At 61.4% G+C, this 19,189-nt stretch carries 2 protein-coding genes; both read right to left on the bottom strand.

What is annotated here, in order from left to right:
* On the bottom strand, positions 1 to 15,159 hold a 15,159-nt coding region (locus PSV43_RS17925), incomplete at its 3' end, for an autotransporter-associated beta strand repeat-containing protein (protein WP_300200491.1).
* 321 nt (positions 15,160 to 15,480) lie between these two features.
* Entirely contained in the window at positions 15,481 to 18,894 is a 3,414-nt protein-coding gene (locus PSV43_RS17920; RefSeq protein WP_300200488.1) for a PVC-type heme-binding CxxCH protein, read from the bottom strand.
* Positions 18,895 to 19,189 lie beyond the last annotated feature (295 nt).

Below are 19,189 nucleotides of genomic sequence, written 5' to 3'. Positions count from 1 at the left end.
GGCGGCAATCAGGGGTGTGGTTCCCGTGTTGTCATTGACCACGGTGATGGCATTCGTCGCCGCGAGCACCAGAGTGTGAAGAGCTCCGGGGGCGTTGAATCTCACGGCAGGATGCGCGACGCCACCGTCATTGCTGAAAGTCAGGCTGTTCAGCGTGGTGGTGGTGGCCACCCCGTAATTGAAGAAGTTCAGCGTGGAGCCACCGTTGAGCGTGACATTGCTGGTGGCGGCGATCTGGCCGGTGGTGGCATTGAACATATTGCCATTGGCCATCGTCACCGTGGAGTTGTTGATGACCAGATCTCCCGGAATGACGAGGGTGCTCGCCGAGCCATTGAGGACGAGAGTGCCCTGGTTGACGTAGGTGGTGCCCGTGTAGTTGTTGGAGACACCGGCGCCTGGGCCGAGCCAGAGAGTGCCGCCGCCGCTCTTCACCAGACCGATGTTGCCGGTGATCTTGGTGTTGAGCGAAGTGGTGCCCTGATTGGTAAAGACAAAGAGATCAGACCCGCTGGAGGTCAGCGCCGAGCCCGCATTGCCGGAAACGATGGCCATGCCGCCGGTATTGGTGAGCAGACCCATGGCGAGATCCAAGGTGACGGCTGTGGTGGCATTGCCGAGGGTGATGGTGCCGCCGCCGCTTCTCAGGGAGTTGACCGTCTTGGAGAGCGTCAATGTGCGGTTGGAGCTGTCGTTGATGTTGTGAGTGGCCTGGGTGGTGGCGGCACTGATGTCGAAGCCGTCATAAGCAAGGAAGGCATTGCCACCGGCGAAAATATTCCCCCCGACGGTGGAGCCGAGTTCGCCCACGCCGACGCCGTCCAGATAAGTGGCAAAGCTGTTGCCGTTGACCACGGCCCAGCCGCCGATGAGTTTGTTGGTGAGCTGGGACTGCGAGAAGCCCACGCCGTTGATGGTGGAGAGGAGCACGCTGGCGTTGTTGTTGTTGCCGGTGCCGCCCATGCCGACGTTGGAAACGAAGTTGATGACGCCATGATCGGCATCGTTGCGGATCAAGTTGCCGATGGTGAGCTGCACCGTGCTGCCGGCGTTTACAGCCGGGAACACATTGATGATGCTGCCGCCGCCCAGGATGCTCACATTGTCAAACGCCACGGTGGTGTCCGCAGAGCCGCCGCCCTGAATGGTCAGCGTGCCGCCGCGGAGGACGAGGGGGACATTGGCGGCAATGCGCACTGGGTTGGAGGCGTCCAGCGGGTTGAGGCCGCGGTTGTCCCATTGCAGCTGAGAATAATTCACCGTCACGGAAGAAGTCCCCGACAGCGTGCCGCTGTCCTGCAGGGTAAGCGTGTTGCCACGCACCACGGTGGCTCCGGTGTAGGAGTTGGCATTGCTGAGGGCAAGGTTGCTGTTGCCCGTCTTGGTGAGGCCCAGTTTGCCCGTGAGCGTGCCGCCGAAGGTGAGGCTTCCGGTGGTCGTAGTCAGCATGACTTCGTTGCTGGCGCTGTTGGTGATCTCGCCACCGACGGGGAGGTAGTTGGCGGTGCCCAGATTGCCGACCATCGCGCTGCCGCCGTTGAGGTCGAGCTTCCCGCCGTTCATGTACAGATGGGTGAAAGCGGCCGTAATGGTGCCGGTGGTAAGATCAGGCCTGACAATGCCGACGGAGTTGTCCGCGCCGCTGAGGATGAGCGTGCCCTCGTTCACAATGGTGGTGCCGTAGTTGTAACCGCGAGTGCTGAGGTTGAGCGTGCCGGAACCTGCCTTGACAATGCCGCCCGAGATATTCCACAGGATGCTGCTGATATTGAGGGTGGTGTTGTCACCCATGACAAAGAAGTTCATCCAGCCGGTGTAGGAACCGAGGCCCGAGGTGGTGATGCCGGTGTTGCCTTCCAAGGCAATGATGCCGCCGGTCCGCACGAATTCCGTGAGCACGCCGCCCTGGGCCAGATTGCCACCCCAGCGGGAATTGATGCCAAAGGCGTCCACCGTGTAGCCGGCGGAGGAGGCAAGCCCGATCCCGCCGCCGCTCATCAAGCGCAGGCTGCCGACGTTCGAGCGGTCGGAGCTGATGGTGGCGTTGTAGTTGAGGGAGAAATTGTTCTGGGAGAGGTTCCCGAGCGTCGTGGTCATCTCATTTTCGGCGAGGGGGCGGAGGTAGCCCGAAACGCTGTCGCGGGTGACGAACGAGAACGAGCCTTCATAGCTGACGTCGGTGGCGGCGCCGATAGCCTGGTCGGCATCTCCGGAAAGCGTGATGGTGAGACCGCTGATGCTCACCACCGTCTGCCCTAGGAGCGTAGATCCCACGCCCAGGTAGGAAGGGACGCTGGAGACAGTGACCGTGCTTGAATCGGTGGCACTGCTGGTGACCGTGACCTTGCCCGAGGTCTGGCCGATGACGTCAGGGCGGGTGACCATGAGGGCTGTGCCGTTGCCGTTGCCGGTGGTGGCCTGCCCGCCGATGTTTGGATAGTTGGTAACGAAAATATTGCCAAATCCGGCGGCGGAACCGGTGACGCCGACGTTATTGAAGTTGCTGCGCAGAACGAGGCTGCCACCGGTGCTGAGGCCGGACAGGTTCGTCACGTTGACGAGGATGCCCTGAGTGGCGCTGGGAAGGAGGTTGATGGCACCGCCGCCATTGGCCACCGTGAGGGTGGTCAGGTTTTCGATGGTGGCGGCGCTGGCGTTGCCGATGATGTTGAGTGTGCCGCCGCTGACGTTGAGCGTGGAGGTGGGGGTCCCGGTGAGGGTGGAGGCGAGGCGGTTGTTGAGGTTGGTGATGCTGTTGTCCAGCACCAGCGTGCCGCCCTCCCAGACGGTCGTGGTAGGCATCATCGCTGTGCCAGCCCCGCTGTAGGTGACGGTGCCTGCGGCGATCGTGAACGCTCCGGCGGAGCCGCTGATGGCATTCTGAGTGCCGGTGATGGTCAGGTTGCCGGTACCGACCTTCGCGAGAAAGACTGAATTAGGCACGGCTTCGTTGAACCGGTTGATCTGCCCGGAGAAGGTCGTGTCGCTGTTGTTGTAGCCCACCGTGAGGGTGGGGGCGTTGGCCACGCTGTTGAAGATCGAACCACTGCCGGACAAGCCGCCCCAGACGGTGGCCTGACCGTTGAGATTGAGGGAGGTGCCAGCGCCCAAATCCAGCGTGGCGAACCGCGAACCGCTGTTGTAGGCACCGGACTGGATGTTGCCGCTCGCCACGGTGAGCGTTCCGGTAAAGGCGGACTGGTTGACCTGCAGCACGCCGGCACCGTATTTGGTGATGCCACCGCCTGAACCCACCAGACCACCGAGAACCAAACCGGGAGTGGTCGGGGCAAAATTGGTGAAACCGTCGAAATCATAGGTGTTGACCGTGACGGAATTGGCCGTCAGGCCAAAGTCAATTCGCCCGGTGAGCAGCGGAGCGGCAGCGGGATTGAACGGATTGGAAACGACGCCGGAGGTGCCGATAGTGAGCACGCCATCACTGGAGATGACGGAGGGGGCGGCGGTGCCGCCACCGGTACCATTGAAGACCAACCCCTTCAGAGTCTGCGTCCCAGTCAGCACCGCGATGCCGTTGCCGTCGACCGTGAGAAGATTGCTGGAGTCGATCAAGCCGCCCGCTGTCTGGACGAAGATGCCGCTGCCCGATTGGTAGCCGCCGCTGACGGTGATGCCGCCGCCTGCGAGGCTGCCGGTGGCGCCGAGGATCAGCACACCGCCGTTGATCACGGTACCGCCGGTGTAGGTGTTGGTGCCGTTGAGCGTGAGGTTGGCCTGGCCGTCACTGCCCGACATGATGAGGCGGACTTTGCCAGTGCCGTTGTTCTGGATGTCCGCGTTGATCACCGTGGAGGAGCCGAGCTGGCCGTAGGGGAGCACATGCACATAGAGGTCGCTGTCGGTGTTCAGCGTTCCGGCGGTGATCGTGCCATTGCCAATGACAATGCTGCGATTCGGGCCGGACAGCGCCATCAGGAGGCCTCCGCCTTGGAGAGTCAGCTTCTTGCCGCCGAGGTCGATGGAAGCCAGCGCACCGCTGGGATTGATGGCGAGGGTGCTGATGGTGGTGTCAGAGAGGAGAGGGCCGACACTGGCGGCTACGCGGATGTTGTCCGCAGCGATCGGTGTGCCGTTGAGGGTGTTGATGGAATAACCGGCGAACCCGGTCTGATTGAGGCGTCCCACGCCGTAGTCGGTGATGTAGCTGGCGAATTCGCGGTCCACCACGGCCCATGGTCCGATGAGTCCGTTGACGAGGCCGCCGCTGTTGATGTTCGCGCCCCCGGTATTCGTGCTGGTGAGGACACCGTTGAGGGTGGTGATCAAGATGCGCCCAGTGTTGCCAATGGCGCCGATGCCGTTGTCAGGGAAGCGAATGGTGGCCGTCGATCCCGCAGTGCGAGAGAGAGAGCTGATGTTGAACGTGGCTGAATTGATGCCGGTGCCGCCGTTGGCGGACTGGATCATGTTGTAGCCTTCGGCCAGGATGACATTGCCGACGGACTGGGAACTCTCGGTCTGGGTGCGCCCCTGATAAACCAGGGAGCCGCCCTTCAGGGTGATGTCCGCGCCGAGTCTCACGCGGTTGGCCTGGGCAAAGTTGACATTGTCGTCCAGGCGGAAGTAGGCGTAGTTGACGCCGATCGAGGAGGTGTTTGTCAGCATGCCGCCGTCTGTCAGCACATTGACGCCGCCAGCAAAGACGGTGGCACCGCTGTAGGTGTTCTCATTCAGGAAATTGTACTGCTGCGGGCTGCTCTTGAGGAAGCTCATGGCACCTGCCCCCGCCTCCTGCGTGATCACGCCGCCAAAGTTGAAGCCGCCGTTGTCAGCGCCGAAGATGAGGGCCGCTTTGCTGAGGCTGCTGTTGGTGAAGGTGCCGGCATTGCCCTGAAGAGCCGCGCTGTCTCCGCGTGTGCCAAAGGCAAACTGGGAGGTGCCGTTGAGGTCCAGCGTAGCTCCCGTTGCCACGATGAGGAACTGGTTGGGGGTCAGTGTGTTGTTGCCTCCACCGAGCACCACGGTGCCAGCGTTGATGATAAAATTGCCGGTGAGTGTCTGACCGCTGATGTTGGCGATGCCCGCCAAGTTGTTGGGCGCGTTGAGGATGAGCGTGCCGCCGAGGTCTTTGACGAAGCCCAAACCTCCATTGAGCAGGCTGTTGCTCGTCAGGGTGGTTCCCGCTGCGACGGCGACGTAGGCCTGCGCGTTGAACTGAATGCGGATGTTGCTGCTGAGAACGTTGTTGGCCCCCGTATTCAAAATGGCCCCTGCTGTCAGAGACAGAGTGGCGCCCTGGGTGGTGATGCCGTTTCCGAGGATGATGTTCGACCCGGAGAGCTTGATGGCGTTGGCTGTGCGGTTGACCGTTCCTAAAAAGATCGGCGTGGCGGAGAGGTTGAGGTTGGCGTTCGTTGTTGCGGCCAGGCTGTCGATATTGTTGGAAGTATTGTAGGCGGAAAACGCCTGAATGTTTCCGGCTCCGCCGCTGCCGTTGTAAGTGGCGAAGTCAGTGCCGTTGACCAAAGCACGCTGGATGATGCTGTTGGTCATGCCGGGTGTGGTGCTGAAGGCGATCCGGTTGGTGGTGGAGTTCAGCGTGCCGGTGAAATTGAGGCTGGAGTCACCATTGATCACCAGATTGCTGAAGGTCAGCGTGTTGGTGCCCGTGGCGGCGCCGAAGTTGATGACGTTGGTCATGCTGCGGTTGGTGGTCAGGGTGCCGAGCACCTGGGCTGAGCCCGTGGCGCCGGAGATATTGACCGTGCCGCCGGAGAGGGTAAGCGCACGTGCGCCGCTCATGTGGGCAAGCCCGCCCTGCAGATCCAGCACACCGGAAGGGCCTTGGACCACAATGGTGCCCGTGCCGCCGATGGTGACGCCGGAATTGATGCGGAAGGTGCCTTCATTGATGACGAGGACGCCCCCGAAGGAGCCGCTGGTCACCCCGAGAGTGAACATCCCGCTGCCCATCTTGGTGATGGAGGCCAGGGCACCGATGCCGGTGGTGGTGCTGGTGATGTTGCCCGCGCCAGCGAAGGTCAGGGCCTGCGCCCCGGAGATTCCGCCGGTGAGAGTGAGGGTGGTGCCGCTGTCCGCGCCAATGGTGGTGACCCCGACGAGCGTGATGGCACCGCCTGCGGTGTTAGCGCCCGCGAGGGACTGGAGAGCACCGCCATTGTTGATGCCGGAGCCATTCAGGCTCAGGGGCTCGGCGCCGATGCTGACGTTGTTGAGCTGCAGCGCTGCACCGGAGCCGGTGACAACCGTGCCGCCAGCCACCGTGCCGAGCGCGCTTGCATTGGAGACTTTGACCGCGCCTGCGGCGATGGTGAGCACCCCGGTCCAACTGCCGTTGCTGGCGTTCAGCTCCAGCGTGCCGTTGTCATTTTTCTGCAGGGCGTTGGAAACCGCTGTCAGGCCAAAGGTGGTGTTCAGGGTGAGCGTGTTGCCCGTCGTGACTTCGATGGCGTTGCTGGCTTGATTCAGGGTGATGAGGCGGCTGGTGGCGAAGGTGCCGGTGGCGCGCAGTCCGGCGCCGGTGGCGGCGTTGACATTGAGCAGGATGTTATTGGCGATGTTGCCCAGCGCCGTATTGGAGGAGACAGCAACGATGCCGCCTTGGATGTCGATCGTGCCGGTGAAGCTGTTGGAGGCATTGCCAAGCACCAGTGTGCCTGCGCCAATTTTCGTGATTCCAGATGGGCCTGAGACGATGCCGGAGAGCGTGAGCCCCTGTATCTGCGTGGATACAGAAGCAGCACTGACATTGATGACCTGATTGGAGCCAAGCGTGACGGCACTGGTGATTTCCAGTCCGTAACCGACATTGTTGGTCACCGTCAGCACGCCGTTGGTGAAAGTGGTGCCGGTGGAGCCTGCAATCTGGATCGTTTTGTTCGCCGCCGTGGTGAACAGCGGGGCGTAAACCGTGCCGACACGGCCCACGGTGAGGTTCATGGCCTGAGTGGAGACAACGGTGATGCCGCTGGCGATCACCTGGCTGGAGCCGGTGCCGTCGCCGTCATTGAGCAGCGAAAGATTGCCGCCGTTCATGTTCAAAGTGATGGTGTTGCCTGCGGTCACAGACCCGAGGGAAAGGGTGCCGAGGCCGGTCTTGTTGATGACGATGTTGCCATTCGATCCCACGCGGGTGATCTGGCCGAGGGCGGCGGTCATGCCGGGATTGATGACGTTGATGGTCACCGCGCCGGGGAGGGTCACCAGACCGCTGAGGGTCAGGTTGGTGCCGGTGGACACGGTGCTGTCGAACCTGAATTCACCGGAGAAAGCCGCATCAAAGGTCACCGCATTGCCAACGGTCAGGCTGGTGCTGGTGAGGAGGGTGAGATTGTTGCTACCGGAGAGGGTGAGGGTTCCTGAACCGATCGGCCCGGCGCTCACCTCTCCAGGCGTTCCTGCATTAAAGACGCTGCCGGTGCTGAAAAGGAGGCCGCCATTCTGCAGGCTGACGCCGCCGGAGAAGGTGTTGGCAGCGCTGAGCTGCAGGAGGCCACCGCCTGTCTTGACGATGCTGGCGGCACCGGTCATCGCGCTGGAAATGTTCAAAGTGGCAAGCAGCGGGGCGAGATTCACGCCGTTGGCCTCCACGGGGGCGATGTCAAAGATGTGGCTGCCTGCGCTGAGTGCGACAGTGCCAGTGGCGGGATAGCTGACGAAATTGCTGAAACCAGCGCCTGCGGTGCCGTTGATGGCATTGGTAGATAGCGTGATCTTGGTTCCGGAGATGCCGGTGACGACGGTTCCCCCGGCGAAATTGCCTCCGACCATCGGGGAGCCAACGGCCAGGCTGGACATGTTGCCGGAGACCAGGGTCACCAGGTTGGAGCCGATGGTGCCGGTAACCACAATGCTACCGCTGGCGATGGTGGAGACGGCCCCCAGATTGCTTGAAGTGGCGGTGACATTGCCATTCAGGGTCAGGACGCCGTTGCCCAGAAACACGCTCGGGCTGTTGCCGCCGGTGTTGTTAAACACCAGACCGCCGAGCGTCTGGTTGAAGTTGTTGAGCTCAAAGACACTGCCGCCCAGCATGTTCAGCGTGGCGGTGGCGTTGATCTGGTCTGCGGCCCCGAGCATCACGGTGGTGGTGCGCTCCTGGAAGGTGCTGCCGTTGGTGCTGCCACCGCCGGTGATGGTGACGTCACCCGTGCCGAAGGCCCGGCCCGTGTTAGAGCTGGCCACGACGAAGCCAGAATTCACGAAGGTGCCGCCGGTGTAGGTGTTGTTGCCGGAGAGCACCACTTGGTTGGTCCGGTAGCCGCTGACGCCGGCCGTCACGCCACGGCCTTCCGTGCCAGCGATGACCAGAGTCACGGGGCCGGTGCCGTTGTCCACGATGTTGGCCCCCACAAGCACGTTGCGGCCATACACGTTGCCGTTGCCATTCACATAGCCCAGCGCATGGAGGTAGAGGTCTGCCGCGCCACTGCCTGCAGTGAGGTTGCCGTTCTTGATCTCGATCGGCATGTTCAGGGCGCTGACGAAGTTAACGGCAGTAGGAGCAATAATGTCGGAGCTGGCATTGTCTGCGAGGGTGATGGTCAGGCCGTTGATGGCTGTCACGGTGCTGCCCAGAATCGTCGAGCCGATGGTGAGGGTGTTGGGCATGGTGGCCAGCAGGACGGTGTTGCTCGTCTTTGAGCTGGTCACGACATTGACCGTGACGTTGATCAAGTCGAAGCCCTGGGAGGCGATCAAGCCGCCGCTGGCAAGGTTCAGGTTGAAGCCGCCGAGATCCAGCGTGCTGTCGCCGGACACCACCATGGCGAGGCTGTTGATGGTGCGGTTGCCCGTGAGGGTCACGGTCTGCGGCAGGGTCAGCGTGGGATTGGCGGTGCCCAGGTTCTGGTCGATGGTGAATTTCGTGCCATCAATGATGGAAGCCACCACTGCACCCACGGGAATGCCAGCGCCCAGGACGGCATCGCCGACGTTCAGGCCGGAGGTGGTGGCGACGGTAAGCTGGTTTTTGCCAGCGACTCCGGTGGAAGTCACCGCTGCATAGGCCAGGCGAATGTTGTCCGTGGCGAGGCCCGAGTTGATGTCGTTGGTGGAATAGCCTGCGTAGCCCGCCGAATTCAAGGCACCCACGCCCGTGCCAGGGCTGTAGCTGGCGAACTCACGCTCCACCACGGCCCAGCCGCCAATGAGATTGTTGGTGAGGCCAGCGCCCACTGTCGCGGTGCTGACACCGTTGATGTTGTCAAAGAACACGCGGGCCGTACTGTTGCCGAAGATGCCGGAGGCGTTGAAAATTCTGAGGGTGCCGTGAGATCCGGCCTGCTGGGTGAGACTGGTAAAGGTGGCGGTGGAGCTGTTAATAGCGGTCCCAGGAGCGGCGACATCGATGACGCTGGCCCCTTCGGCCAAGGTAAGCGCACCAAATGCCTCGGTGCCTTCGCTGCCAAAGCGTGCCCGATACTGGATCATGCCCCCACGCATGGTGATCGGGGCGGCGTCGTTGATGCGATCATCCACCAGCGCGTCGAGAATGCTGGTGGCGTTGTTGTTGCTCAGCAGCAGGGTGGACTGGCTGAGGGTGATGGAGGAGGTGTTGCTGAGGGTGGCGGTGCCGAGGAGCTGGAGGCGGCCACCATTGAGAAGCGTGGCACCTGTGTAGGTGTTGGCACTGTAGATGTTCCAGTCCGTGTAGGCGTTTGCACTGCTGGAGCGCACCAAGGCCACATTGCCGGTGATCGATCCTGAGAAACTGCCGCCTGCATTGACCAGCCCCAGAGTGGCCTGATTTGCAGAGGTGTTGATGATCGTGCCACCGATGTCCGGAACCAAGTTGGCGTTCTGAGCGGTGGTGGTGTTGGTGCGTAGAAGGTTCAGCACCTGCGCGTTGCCGTTGAGATCCAGCGAGCCGCCCTGCAGGACGAAGTCACTGTTGTAAAAGATGGTGTTGGTTCCGCCGTCCAGTTTGAGAACACCTTCATTGATGGCCGTACCACCGGTGTAGAACTGCTGGGTCTTGAGAATGAGCTGTGCCGAGCCGGCCTTTGCGAGCCCCGCCGAGACGCCGAACATGGCGGCATTGATCGACAGATCGCTCAAGGTAAAGTACACGAACTGGGAATTGCCGGTGGTGCCCAAGCGGCCGATGTTGCTGCCAACGCCGCCGATGCTGGCATTGGTCGCGCCTGCGAGCACGAGCACGCCGCCGCTGTCCAGGGTGAGGATCTGCCCGGCAGTGAGGGTGACAGCGCCGCCATTCTGCAAGGTGAGCGAGTTCACCGTCAGGCTGTTGATCAGGGCGGTGGTGGTCACGCCGCCGGAGATAGTCTGATTGGTGGAAAGGAGGATATTCAGCGGAGTGGCGACGCCGCCCAGATTGTTCGTCAGAGTCGAAGACATTTCGGTGCTGGTGTCCAGAGCACGCAACAGGCCGGTGACCGAGTCAGCGGTGGCAAAAGAGGTGCCCGAGCCCGTGGCGCTCGAGTCAACGATCACCCAGGGAATGATGCCCTTGTTGAGGGTGCCTGCCACGCCTTGCTGGCCGGTGAAGGCAAAACCCCCGGTGGCAGATTGCATGGACCCCGTACTGAGTCCGCGCACAAGCATCGTGCCGGTGATGCCGCCGTTGTTGGTGGCGCGGGTGACCGAACCGGTGACAAAACTGGCCTGCTGACCTGTGAGCGTGATGAGGGTCTGTCCGGCATTCACCGTGAGCGCGCCCACGGTTTCCGAGGTGGCGGCACCCGCATTGCCCATGAGGTTGATGTCACCGCCATAAAGACTCAAAGCCCGGCCGCTGAGCCGGTTGCTGACATTGGTGCCGGTGCTGTCCAGATTGAGAGTGCCCTCGGGCGTCACGATGACCGTGCCGACGCCGCCATTGGTTCCGGGCACGCCCAGAGTGCCTGCGCCGTTCAGCACCAGCGTGCCCTGATTCACATAGACGTTCTGTCCATTGAATACGTTCGCGGCGGTCAGGGTCCAGGTGCCCGTACCGGCCTTGTCCAAGGAGTAGACGCCGAAGGAGAGGTTGCCGTCATAGGTCATCGCTGTGTCGATGAAACCATTGCCCGCGCCCACCAGACCAAACCAGGAGCCGCGCCCGCTGCCGCCAGTGCCCACACGCCCCGTCATGACGCCGGTGATGTGAAGCGTCGATCCGGCGTCCACTCCAATGGTGGCCGCCCGGTTGTTGTTATCCCCCGTGGTGGGGCTGGAAAAGGTGATGGCACCACTGTAGGTGTTGTTGCCGCTGATACTGCGCAGGGCCCCGTTCCCGTTGATACCGTTTGAAGTGTTGTTGTTGCCAGGGTTGAAAACCAAGGTCTCGCCAATCGTCACTCCACCCGCCAACTCAAGCGCTGCAGCCACATTGGCGACCAAGGTGTAGGAGGAGCCCGAATTGGAGCCGAGACTGAAACTACCGGCAGAGCCGAGAGCATCGTTGTGGGTGACCCGCACGACGCCCTGACCGATGGTGAGAATGCCGTTCCATTTGGAGGCGGGTGATGGGATCCCCTGCATCATTGCCGTGGCCAGCACCAGTGTGCCGGCGTCGTTCTTCTGCAGGTTGTTGCTGTTGCTCGTAAAGTTGAAGGTGTTGTTCACCGTGAATGTGTTGCCAGCCGTCACATCAATGGCGTTGCTGGCCTGGTTCATGATGTAGGTGCGGCCGTTGGAACTGAAAGTGCCGTCCACGCGCAGTCCAGCCGTGGCCGAATTGGTGTTGACGAGAACTTGATTCAAGGAATCTCCCAGCGCTCCATCGCTGGTGAAGGCCAGAACGCCGGCTGTGACATTGATCACCGAAGTGCCATTGACCAACGTTGCGCCCGTGATCGCCGCAGTGAGCGCCTGGTTCAGATTCAACTGGGTCAGCACCAAGGTGGTGTCCGCCGTGGTGACCGCGTTGGTCAGGGTGACCTGGCGCCTGACAAGTGTCGGATTGGCGACAGTAATGTTCTGACTCAGCCGCAGTTGATTGCCGGGAAGGATTTCTGCCACAACGGTGCCGGCAGGAATGCCAGTGCCTGCCACAGCCATGCCCACGCGGAACTCGGTGTTACTGCCAGTCGTGAGCGTGACGATGTTGGGAGTGGTAAATGTGTCTCCGCTGGTTGTATTGGTGACGTTGTCATTGATGCTGGCAACCTTGGTACCTGAGGCAATGCCCTCGCCGCTCACCAACATGCCCACGGCAAAAGTGGAGGCCACGCTTGATGTCAGAGTGAGGACGGTTTGACCGCTGGCCACACTGGAGGCGAAATTCTGCACGGAAATGGAATTGATGCGCGTGCCGCCGTTGGCGGTGCTGATGCCGGTGCTGCTCGTTAGCAACTCTCCGACGACCACCCTCGAAGCGCTCTCAACGGTCAGAATCGTACTCCCGCTGTTGCCAAAGGCATTGAAGGTGACCGTGCCGCCAAAGTTGTTGGAGGCATTGCTGAGCTGCAGGGTACCGGAACCGGCTTTGAGAATGCTCCCCAGCCCGGTCACCTGACCGGCGAGGTCAAGGCCGTTGACCAGATTGTTCGAAGTGGTGGCGTTGTTGACCGTAAAGGTGGGTGCGCCCGACAGTGTGGTGACACCGGTGACTTGCAGACCATAGCCATTGTTGTTGGCCACGGTGACGACATTATTGCCGACATTCAGAGTGGAAATCTGCGCGCGCTTGTTAGCCGCTGGATTGAAAAAGGGCGAAACGGCGGTGGAGGCAGGCCCAACAGTCAAAGTGACATTGCCGGCGACGTTGATGTTGTGATTGAACGCCAGATTTTGGAGTCCGCCGGTGCCATCACCGTCGTCAAGCAGTTGCAGCGTGCCGCCCGCCATGGTGAAAGTCTTGTTGTTGAGAGCGTTGACTCCCAGCACGCGCAGGTTTGCGCCAGCTTCGAAAATCAGCTGCCCGGCGAAGCCCGAGTTATTACCCGTCAGGGTCACCGTTCCGCTTGCTGAGGCAAAGCCGATCTGCTGCACGACTCCATTGGCCAGAGCAGTGATGGCAGAGACCGTCGTTCCGGCGTTTTTCTGGGTGGAGCGGATGACCAAAGAAGTGGTGTTGTCTCCGGTGATGCTGCCGGACATGACCAGATTGGCACCCGGGTCCGTGGCGGGCCGGCCACCTGCAATCGCATCCAGCACCAGGGTCTTGCCGCTGGCAATGGTCACCGCACCGCTCAAGGTCAGCGCCACGGCATTCGCCACGTTCTGGATGACCGCGTCTTGGTTGACATCGACGGCGTTGTTAAACGTCGGCCCGGCACCGGCAATGGCACCGCCTTTGGAAGCCAGCACCAAATTGCCGCCTGCGAGCACGATCTTCGCGGATCCAATGGGATCAAAGGAGCCTGCGGCAGAACTGCCGGTCAGCACCAGCGTGGGGGTCTTGGAGAAAGTCAGCGAGGTGGCGGCGGCCACCGCCCTGGCATCTCCTGAGACTTTGAACTGGGTGCCGTTGAGGATTTTGATGATCACCGTGCCGGCAGGGATTCCAGCACCCTCAACCGTCATGCCCACGGACAAGCCCGAGGTGTTGCCTGATGACACAGTCAGCGTGCTGGCATCGCCCCCGAGAGTGCTGTCATTTCCAAAACTGGCCGCGTCGTACGTGGCAGTCTGGGTCACTTTCGTGCCGATGAGTTGAATGCTGGTGGCGGAGCCAAGGGTGTTGGCGCTGTCCGTTTGATTGAAGTAGATCCAGCCTGCGCCGGTCTTTTGAATGGTCATGGCCCGGCCCTGATCCGAAACCACGCCGTCAAAAGCCACGTTCATGTCCGAGGCGATCGTCACGATCCCTGAAGTGACTGAGTCCAAAGTGCCAAAGACGGTCGGGGCTGCAGTGGTGCCCCCGAAGCGCAGCGTCTTGCCAAAGCCGCCGCCGTTGCCGATCGTGGCGGTCTCCCCAAGGAGGTCATAAGAAGCCACGGTAAGGGTGACGCCATTGTCGATCAGGAGACGCCCCATCTGAGCCGAGGTGTTGCTGATGTTGGAGAGCGATATCTCGGCATTCCCGGTGAGGCGCACCGCATTGCCAAACTGCAGGGCGGTGCTGGAACCGCCCAGAGTATTGACGTCTGCCTGAAAAAGCTTGCTGGCGGGGATGACTTTGCGAATTTGGCCGCTGCCATCATTGGTATCAGGGCCGGCATAGCCGAGGTTGAGGCTGCCGCCGCCGGAACCGTTCACATAGTCAATGCGGATGTCATGTGAGCCGGAAGACAGAAAGATCGCGGAGCTGGAAAGGTCGGTGGCACCTTTGCCACCATCATTGTTCAAGATGAGCACTCCATCGATATAAAGCTTGGCGCCGTCGTCCGCGCTGGCAAAGAAGGTGTAGGCACCGGCCTTGCCGATGTCCACCTTGCCCACCCACTGAACCCCGAGGGGAGCCGTCGCGGTGCTGAAGGTGGTCCCCGTCACGAAAAAGTCCGTGGCGAGGCTGGCTGCCACCTGGGTGAAGTCCACGAGGCCGCTGTCTCCGGTGCCGTTGGTGTTGAACACACGCGCAGAGAGACCTGTTGACGTGGCGTTGAAGCCGCGAATGTCCAGCTTCGAACCTGTCTGCAGAGTGACCTGGTTGGTTCCCAGCGGATTTCTCCCATTGTTCAGCTCGTTGGAATTCGCGACAACCCGGAGGTTCATCTTGTTTCCAACCGTAATGCCGCCGGTCAAGGGGCTGGCATAACTGGCACTTGAGGTACCCAACTCAAGAGTGCCACCGCTAGCTCCCGCTGTACCTGCGGTGTCAACGAACTGAAGGGACAAACCTTGGGTTCCGGCCAGCGGGGCATTGAGGAGGACCGTGGTGTCGTTGATATTAGTGGAATTACCTTGGATCGTGATGGTGGGGGCGCCGCCGCCAAACGTCAGCGAATTGGCTGCGGAAGTCGTGGAGATGCTTGTGCCATCTGCTTCAAACCGCAAGCCGCCCAAAACGATGGGGGCGTTCAGTGTCACATTGACGGCGCTCCGGAAAACCGCCGTGTTAAAGGCATTGTTGTCCCAAGTCAGCAGCGTGCCAGCAGAACCTGTGGGCGGAGTAGCGAGCCAGAAGGCATCGCTTGTGTTCCAGAACCCCTCACCTGACTGGCCGGAGATCTTTCCATCTTTCGTCCAGTAAATGTTCGCAGATTGCAAGGGGGTGGCCACTTGCAGAGCGAACATCAGCACGGTCATGAACCAGCCGAGAAGGATGCGGTTGTGTCGGAGTATTTTCATCTGAAGGAAATTTGAGCGAGAGCGGGAGATTCTAAAAAAAAGTAAATCGAGGGATACAAGTCGGAGAAGCGGCGGCGTTTAGACACTGTATCGGTCAGCCACAGTGAACCCTAAAAAGCCACAGTTGTTCGACCAAACGAGCATTTCGTTTTTGCGTAGGTCACTGGGGCTATTTCTCATGGGGATGCAAAGGACTGGTTGAGGCCTGTGGATATGCCGGGGTCTGACATAGCTTTCAGGGCTAGCGTTCAGAATACTCAAAACGAATCGATCCCGTCAATGCAAATACATCGACTTTACGAAATTCAGCTTTGAGAATCCTCAGGGCACAACCACCACGGCACCATCTAAGATTTCTACACGGAATGCCGTCAGGTCTCCCGCTTCACGGGTCACCAGAACGCTGATTCGGTGAGTGCCGGCGCCCAGATCGAGCTCCAGCACGGGGTTTAGCTCCATCAACTCGGCGCCATCCAAGGCTACGACGATGCCCTTCACGGTGCTAAAGCCCAGTTTTACTTTGCCACCAGCATCCAGCTTCAGCCCAAACTGCACGATTTTCGGGAACCAAGGGTACATTTTCTGCGCAGCAGGCAGATCTGCCAGCGGCAGGTCGCCATTCACCTGGCTGATCGCCAACTGCCACGGATAGGGGTGTTTTTCGTCGTTCAGGGCAAAGCTGCCCACGTGGCGGACGTGGTCCACGTCCTTCTGCTCCATCTTGCCCATGGCTTTCCAAGTGCGGACATAGCGGTTGGGCTGGGTTTTGTAGGCCCCTTCCCGGCCGAGTTCGGAGAGGAAGCGCACGAGATCGACGAATTCGTCCTCGCGCAGGCTGGCGGTGAGACCGGGGGGCATCATGCTCACGGGACTCATCTGGCGGCTGGCGATGCCGGATTTGGCCACTTTTACAATTTGATTGGCGGGGTCACGAATCGTCAACTCTTCCGCACCGTCATTGATCAAGCCGCCTGAGATGACGCTGCCGTCCTTTTTGCTGATGATGACCATGTGGTAGCCTTCTTTGATTTTCTTGCTGGGCTCCAAGAGGCTTTCGATGAGGTAATCGACCGGGGCACTGGCACCGATGCTGACGAGATTGGGCCCCAGCACGCCGCCGGATTCGCCGATGGCGTGGCAGGTGGTGCAGAGCATTTGCTGACGGCGGTACACGGCTTCGCCCCGGGCGGGGTCGCCCTGGGCCTGCACCTTGGCCACCATGGCACTCATTTCGGCAGGGGTGAGGGGGCGGTCCATCTGCTTCACGCCACCGGCTTTCTTGAGGGCTTCGGCCAAGGGGCCCTGAATGCCACGGGAGGTGACCATGCGGATGCCTTCCACGGCTACGGAGTCAAGAATGGTATGCCCTTCCAGCTCCTTGGCCAGCACGGCGGGAAGCTGCTTGTTCTTCAAAAACACGCTCAAAACCGGCTTGGCGGCGTCCACCTCCGCCTTGGCCAGGAACTCCACGGCGCGCTTGGCGGCGAGCTGCGGCCCGACGCTGGTCAGGCCGTCGATCATGAGGCCACGCAGGCCTGCGTCCTGGGATTCGGTGAAGAGCTTGTCGAACAGATCGCGTGATTTTGCGCCGCCGAGGGCGGTCAGGCCACGCACCGCGCCGTCGCGGATCGCGGGGAGGGTTTTGGCGTCGGTGAGCAGGGCCACCAGCTTGTCGCGGGCAGGTTCCACCTTCCACAATCCGGCGAGGATGGCCGTGCGGTGAACCACATGGGGCTCGGGCCGGGCAAACCAGGCCACCACAGTCTCTTTCGCACCTTCAGGGACGACTTTGCGGTCGGTGGCGGCCTTCACCAAGGCATCCTGCAGGCCTATATAATAGGGGGCCATGGCGGCGTCGTTGACCATTTGGACCATCGTCTGCGCCTGCGCTGCGTCGGCGGTGCTGCCGGCCATGTCGAGTACGGCGGCGGCGTCTTCTGCGCTGAGCTTGCCGCTCTTCAGGGCTGCAAACAGGGGGGGCAGGGCATCGCTGCGCCCGGTGCTTTTCATGGCATAGACGAGGTGCTTGGGCCGTTGGTCGAGCTTGAGCTTGCCAGCCACCACGGCAGGCATCCAGATGTCTGCCTGCTCACGGCAGGTCTGCTCCAGCAGGAAATCGAGGGAATCGTCCATCGGCTTGTCCAGCACCTTGAGGGCGAGGCCGACCGCGCCGGGCTTGCGCATGTCTGCCAGCACGGCGAGCGCCCACAGGCGCACCTGGGCGTTTTCGTCCGCCACGGCCTGCTCCAGCACTTTCATCACCTCGGGGTAAACCTTCCAGCGATGGGTCAGGATGCGCAGCGCGGCAGCGCGGATGCGGTAGTCGCCATTTTCCCAGAGCCTGCGCCAGATCGTGGGGGAGAAGGAATTCACGCCTTCGCGTGCCCAGGCGGCCTCCAGCAGGGCGTGGGAGTCGGCTTCCTGGGTGGTGTCGAGCTTGGCGGCCCACGCATCCAGGGGGAGGATCACCTTGGCGGAGCCTTGATCCCGCAGCTCGCGTTTGGCAAAACGACGCACGTAGTTGCGGTCGCTCTTGAGCATTTCCAGCAGGTCGGCGGTGGTGGCACCGGCAATCTGAGGCCGAGGGCTGAGGGGCTTGCCCTTGGCGGTGATGCGCCAGATGCGGCCATGCGAGTGGTCGCGGCGTTCGTCGCGGAAATCCACTTCGCCGTGCTGGATGATGGGATTGTACCAGTCGGCGATGTAGATGGCACCATCAGGGCCCATCTTGACGTCGATCGGGCGGAAGGCTCGGTGCGTGGAGGCGAGGAGGTCGGGGAGCTGCTTGGCGATGTAGCTGCTGCCGCTGGGGGTGAGCTGGAAGCGGTTCACGCGGTTGCCACGGAAGTCGTTCAGCACAAAGGTGCCCTGCCAGTCCGCCGGGAAATGGGGGTCTTCGATGATTTCAAGGCCGCTCTGCTTCGGCTGGCCGGGGCTGAGGCCGTGGACGATGCGCTTGGCCCCTGGGGAGGTGGCGAAGACGGAGCCGGGGAAGATGAAATTGATCCCCTCCCCGCCTGCGCCGTCGCAGGCGAAGCTCTGGCCCCAGCGGTCAAACTCAAAGCCCCAGGGATTGATGAGGCCCTTGCTGATGATTTCCGCCCGGCGCGTCTCCGGCCGGAACTCCCAGATGCCGCCACCCATGAGCCGCCGCACGCCGTGGGGGGTCTCCATGTGGGTGTGGATGTAGATGGACTGATTGAAGTAGAGCATGCCCTCCGGGCCCCAGCGGAAGGTGTGCAGGAGGTGATGGGTGTCTTCCGTGCCGAAGCCGCTGAGCATCACGGTGCGCTCGTCTTCTTTGAGATCACCATTGGTGTCCTTTAAAAAGAGCACCTCGGTGGAGTTCGCCACATACAGGCCGCCGTCTCCCGGAGCCAAGGCGGTGGGGATGTGCAGGCCTTCGGCGAAGGTGGTGGATTTGTCGGCTTTGCCGTCGCCATTCGTGTCTTCCAGCACGACGACCTGATCCTTCGCCTCTTCGCCGGGCTTGATGTGCGGGTAGGTGGTGCTGGTGACGACCCACAGACGGCCCTGGGCATCCCAGTTCATCTGCACCGGCTTCTGGATCATGGGCTCCGCCGCGAAGAGATTCACCTCAAACCCCTCCGGCACCACGAAAGCCTTCAGCTCTGCATCTGGGTGTGCGTCCGGCAGATCGGCCAGGGAGGCTGGCTGAGAGGCATGCGCAAAACCAATCGAAGCAACGAGAATCAGGGCAAGGCGGGTCATCATAAATGGGAAGCGCCAGATACGACGCTGCGGCGCGTATTTGGCAAGCATTCTCTTCGGGGGAAATGCGGGGGGGGGCATGCATTGAAGAGTGCTGTGGGGGCATAGATGCCCTGGCGAAAAGGCCGCCGCTGCTTCAAGCCTGGGTGGCGAGGGTGCCGATGTCCCATGCGGGACGGGGCAAGGGCCGTGCCTTTTTCCTCCACCCAGTGACCCGAAAAGGCATTGACTAAGAGCAGCGAAGAGATCCGCAAGGATTATCTAATACAACGCTTAGACACTCCTTCTTATTGAACCT

Source organism: Prosthecobacter sp., from assembly GCF_029946185.1.
In the GTDB taxonomy this organism is placed as follows: domain Bacteria; phylum Verrucomicrobiota; class Verrucomicrobiia; order Verrucomicrobiales; family Verrucomicrobiaceae; genus Prosthecobacter.
The sequence above is the reverse complement of the archived record's forward strand: the minus strand, read 5'-3'. Positions and strand labels throughout refer to the sequence as shown.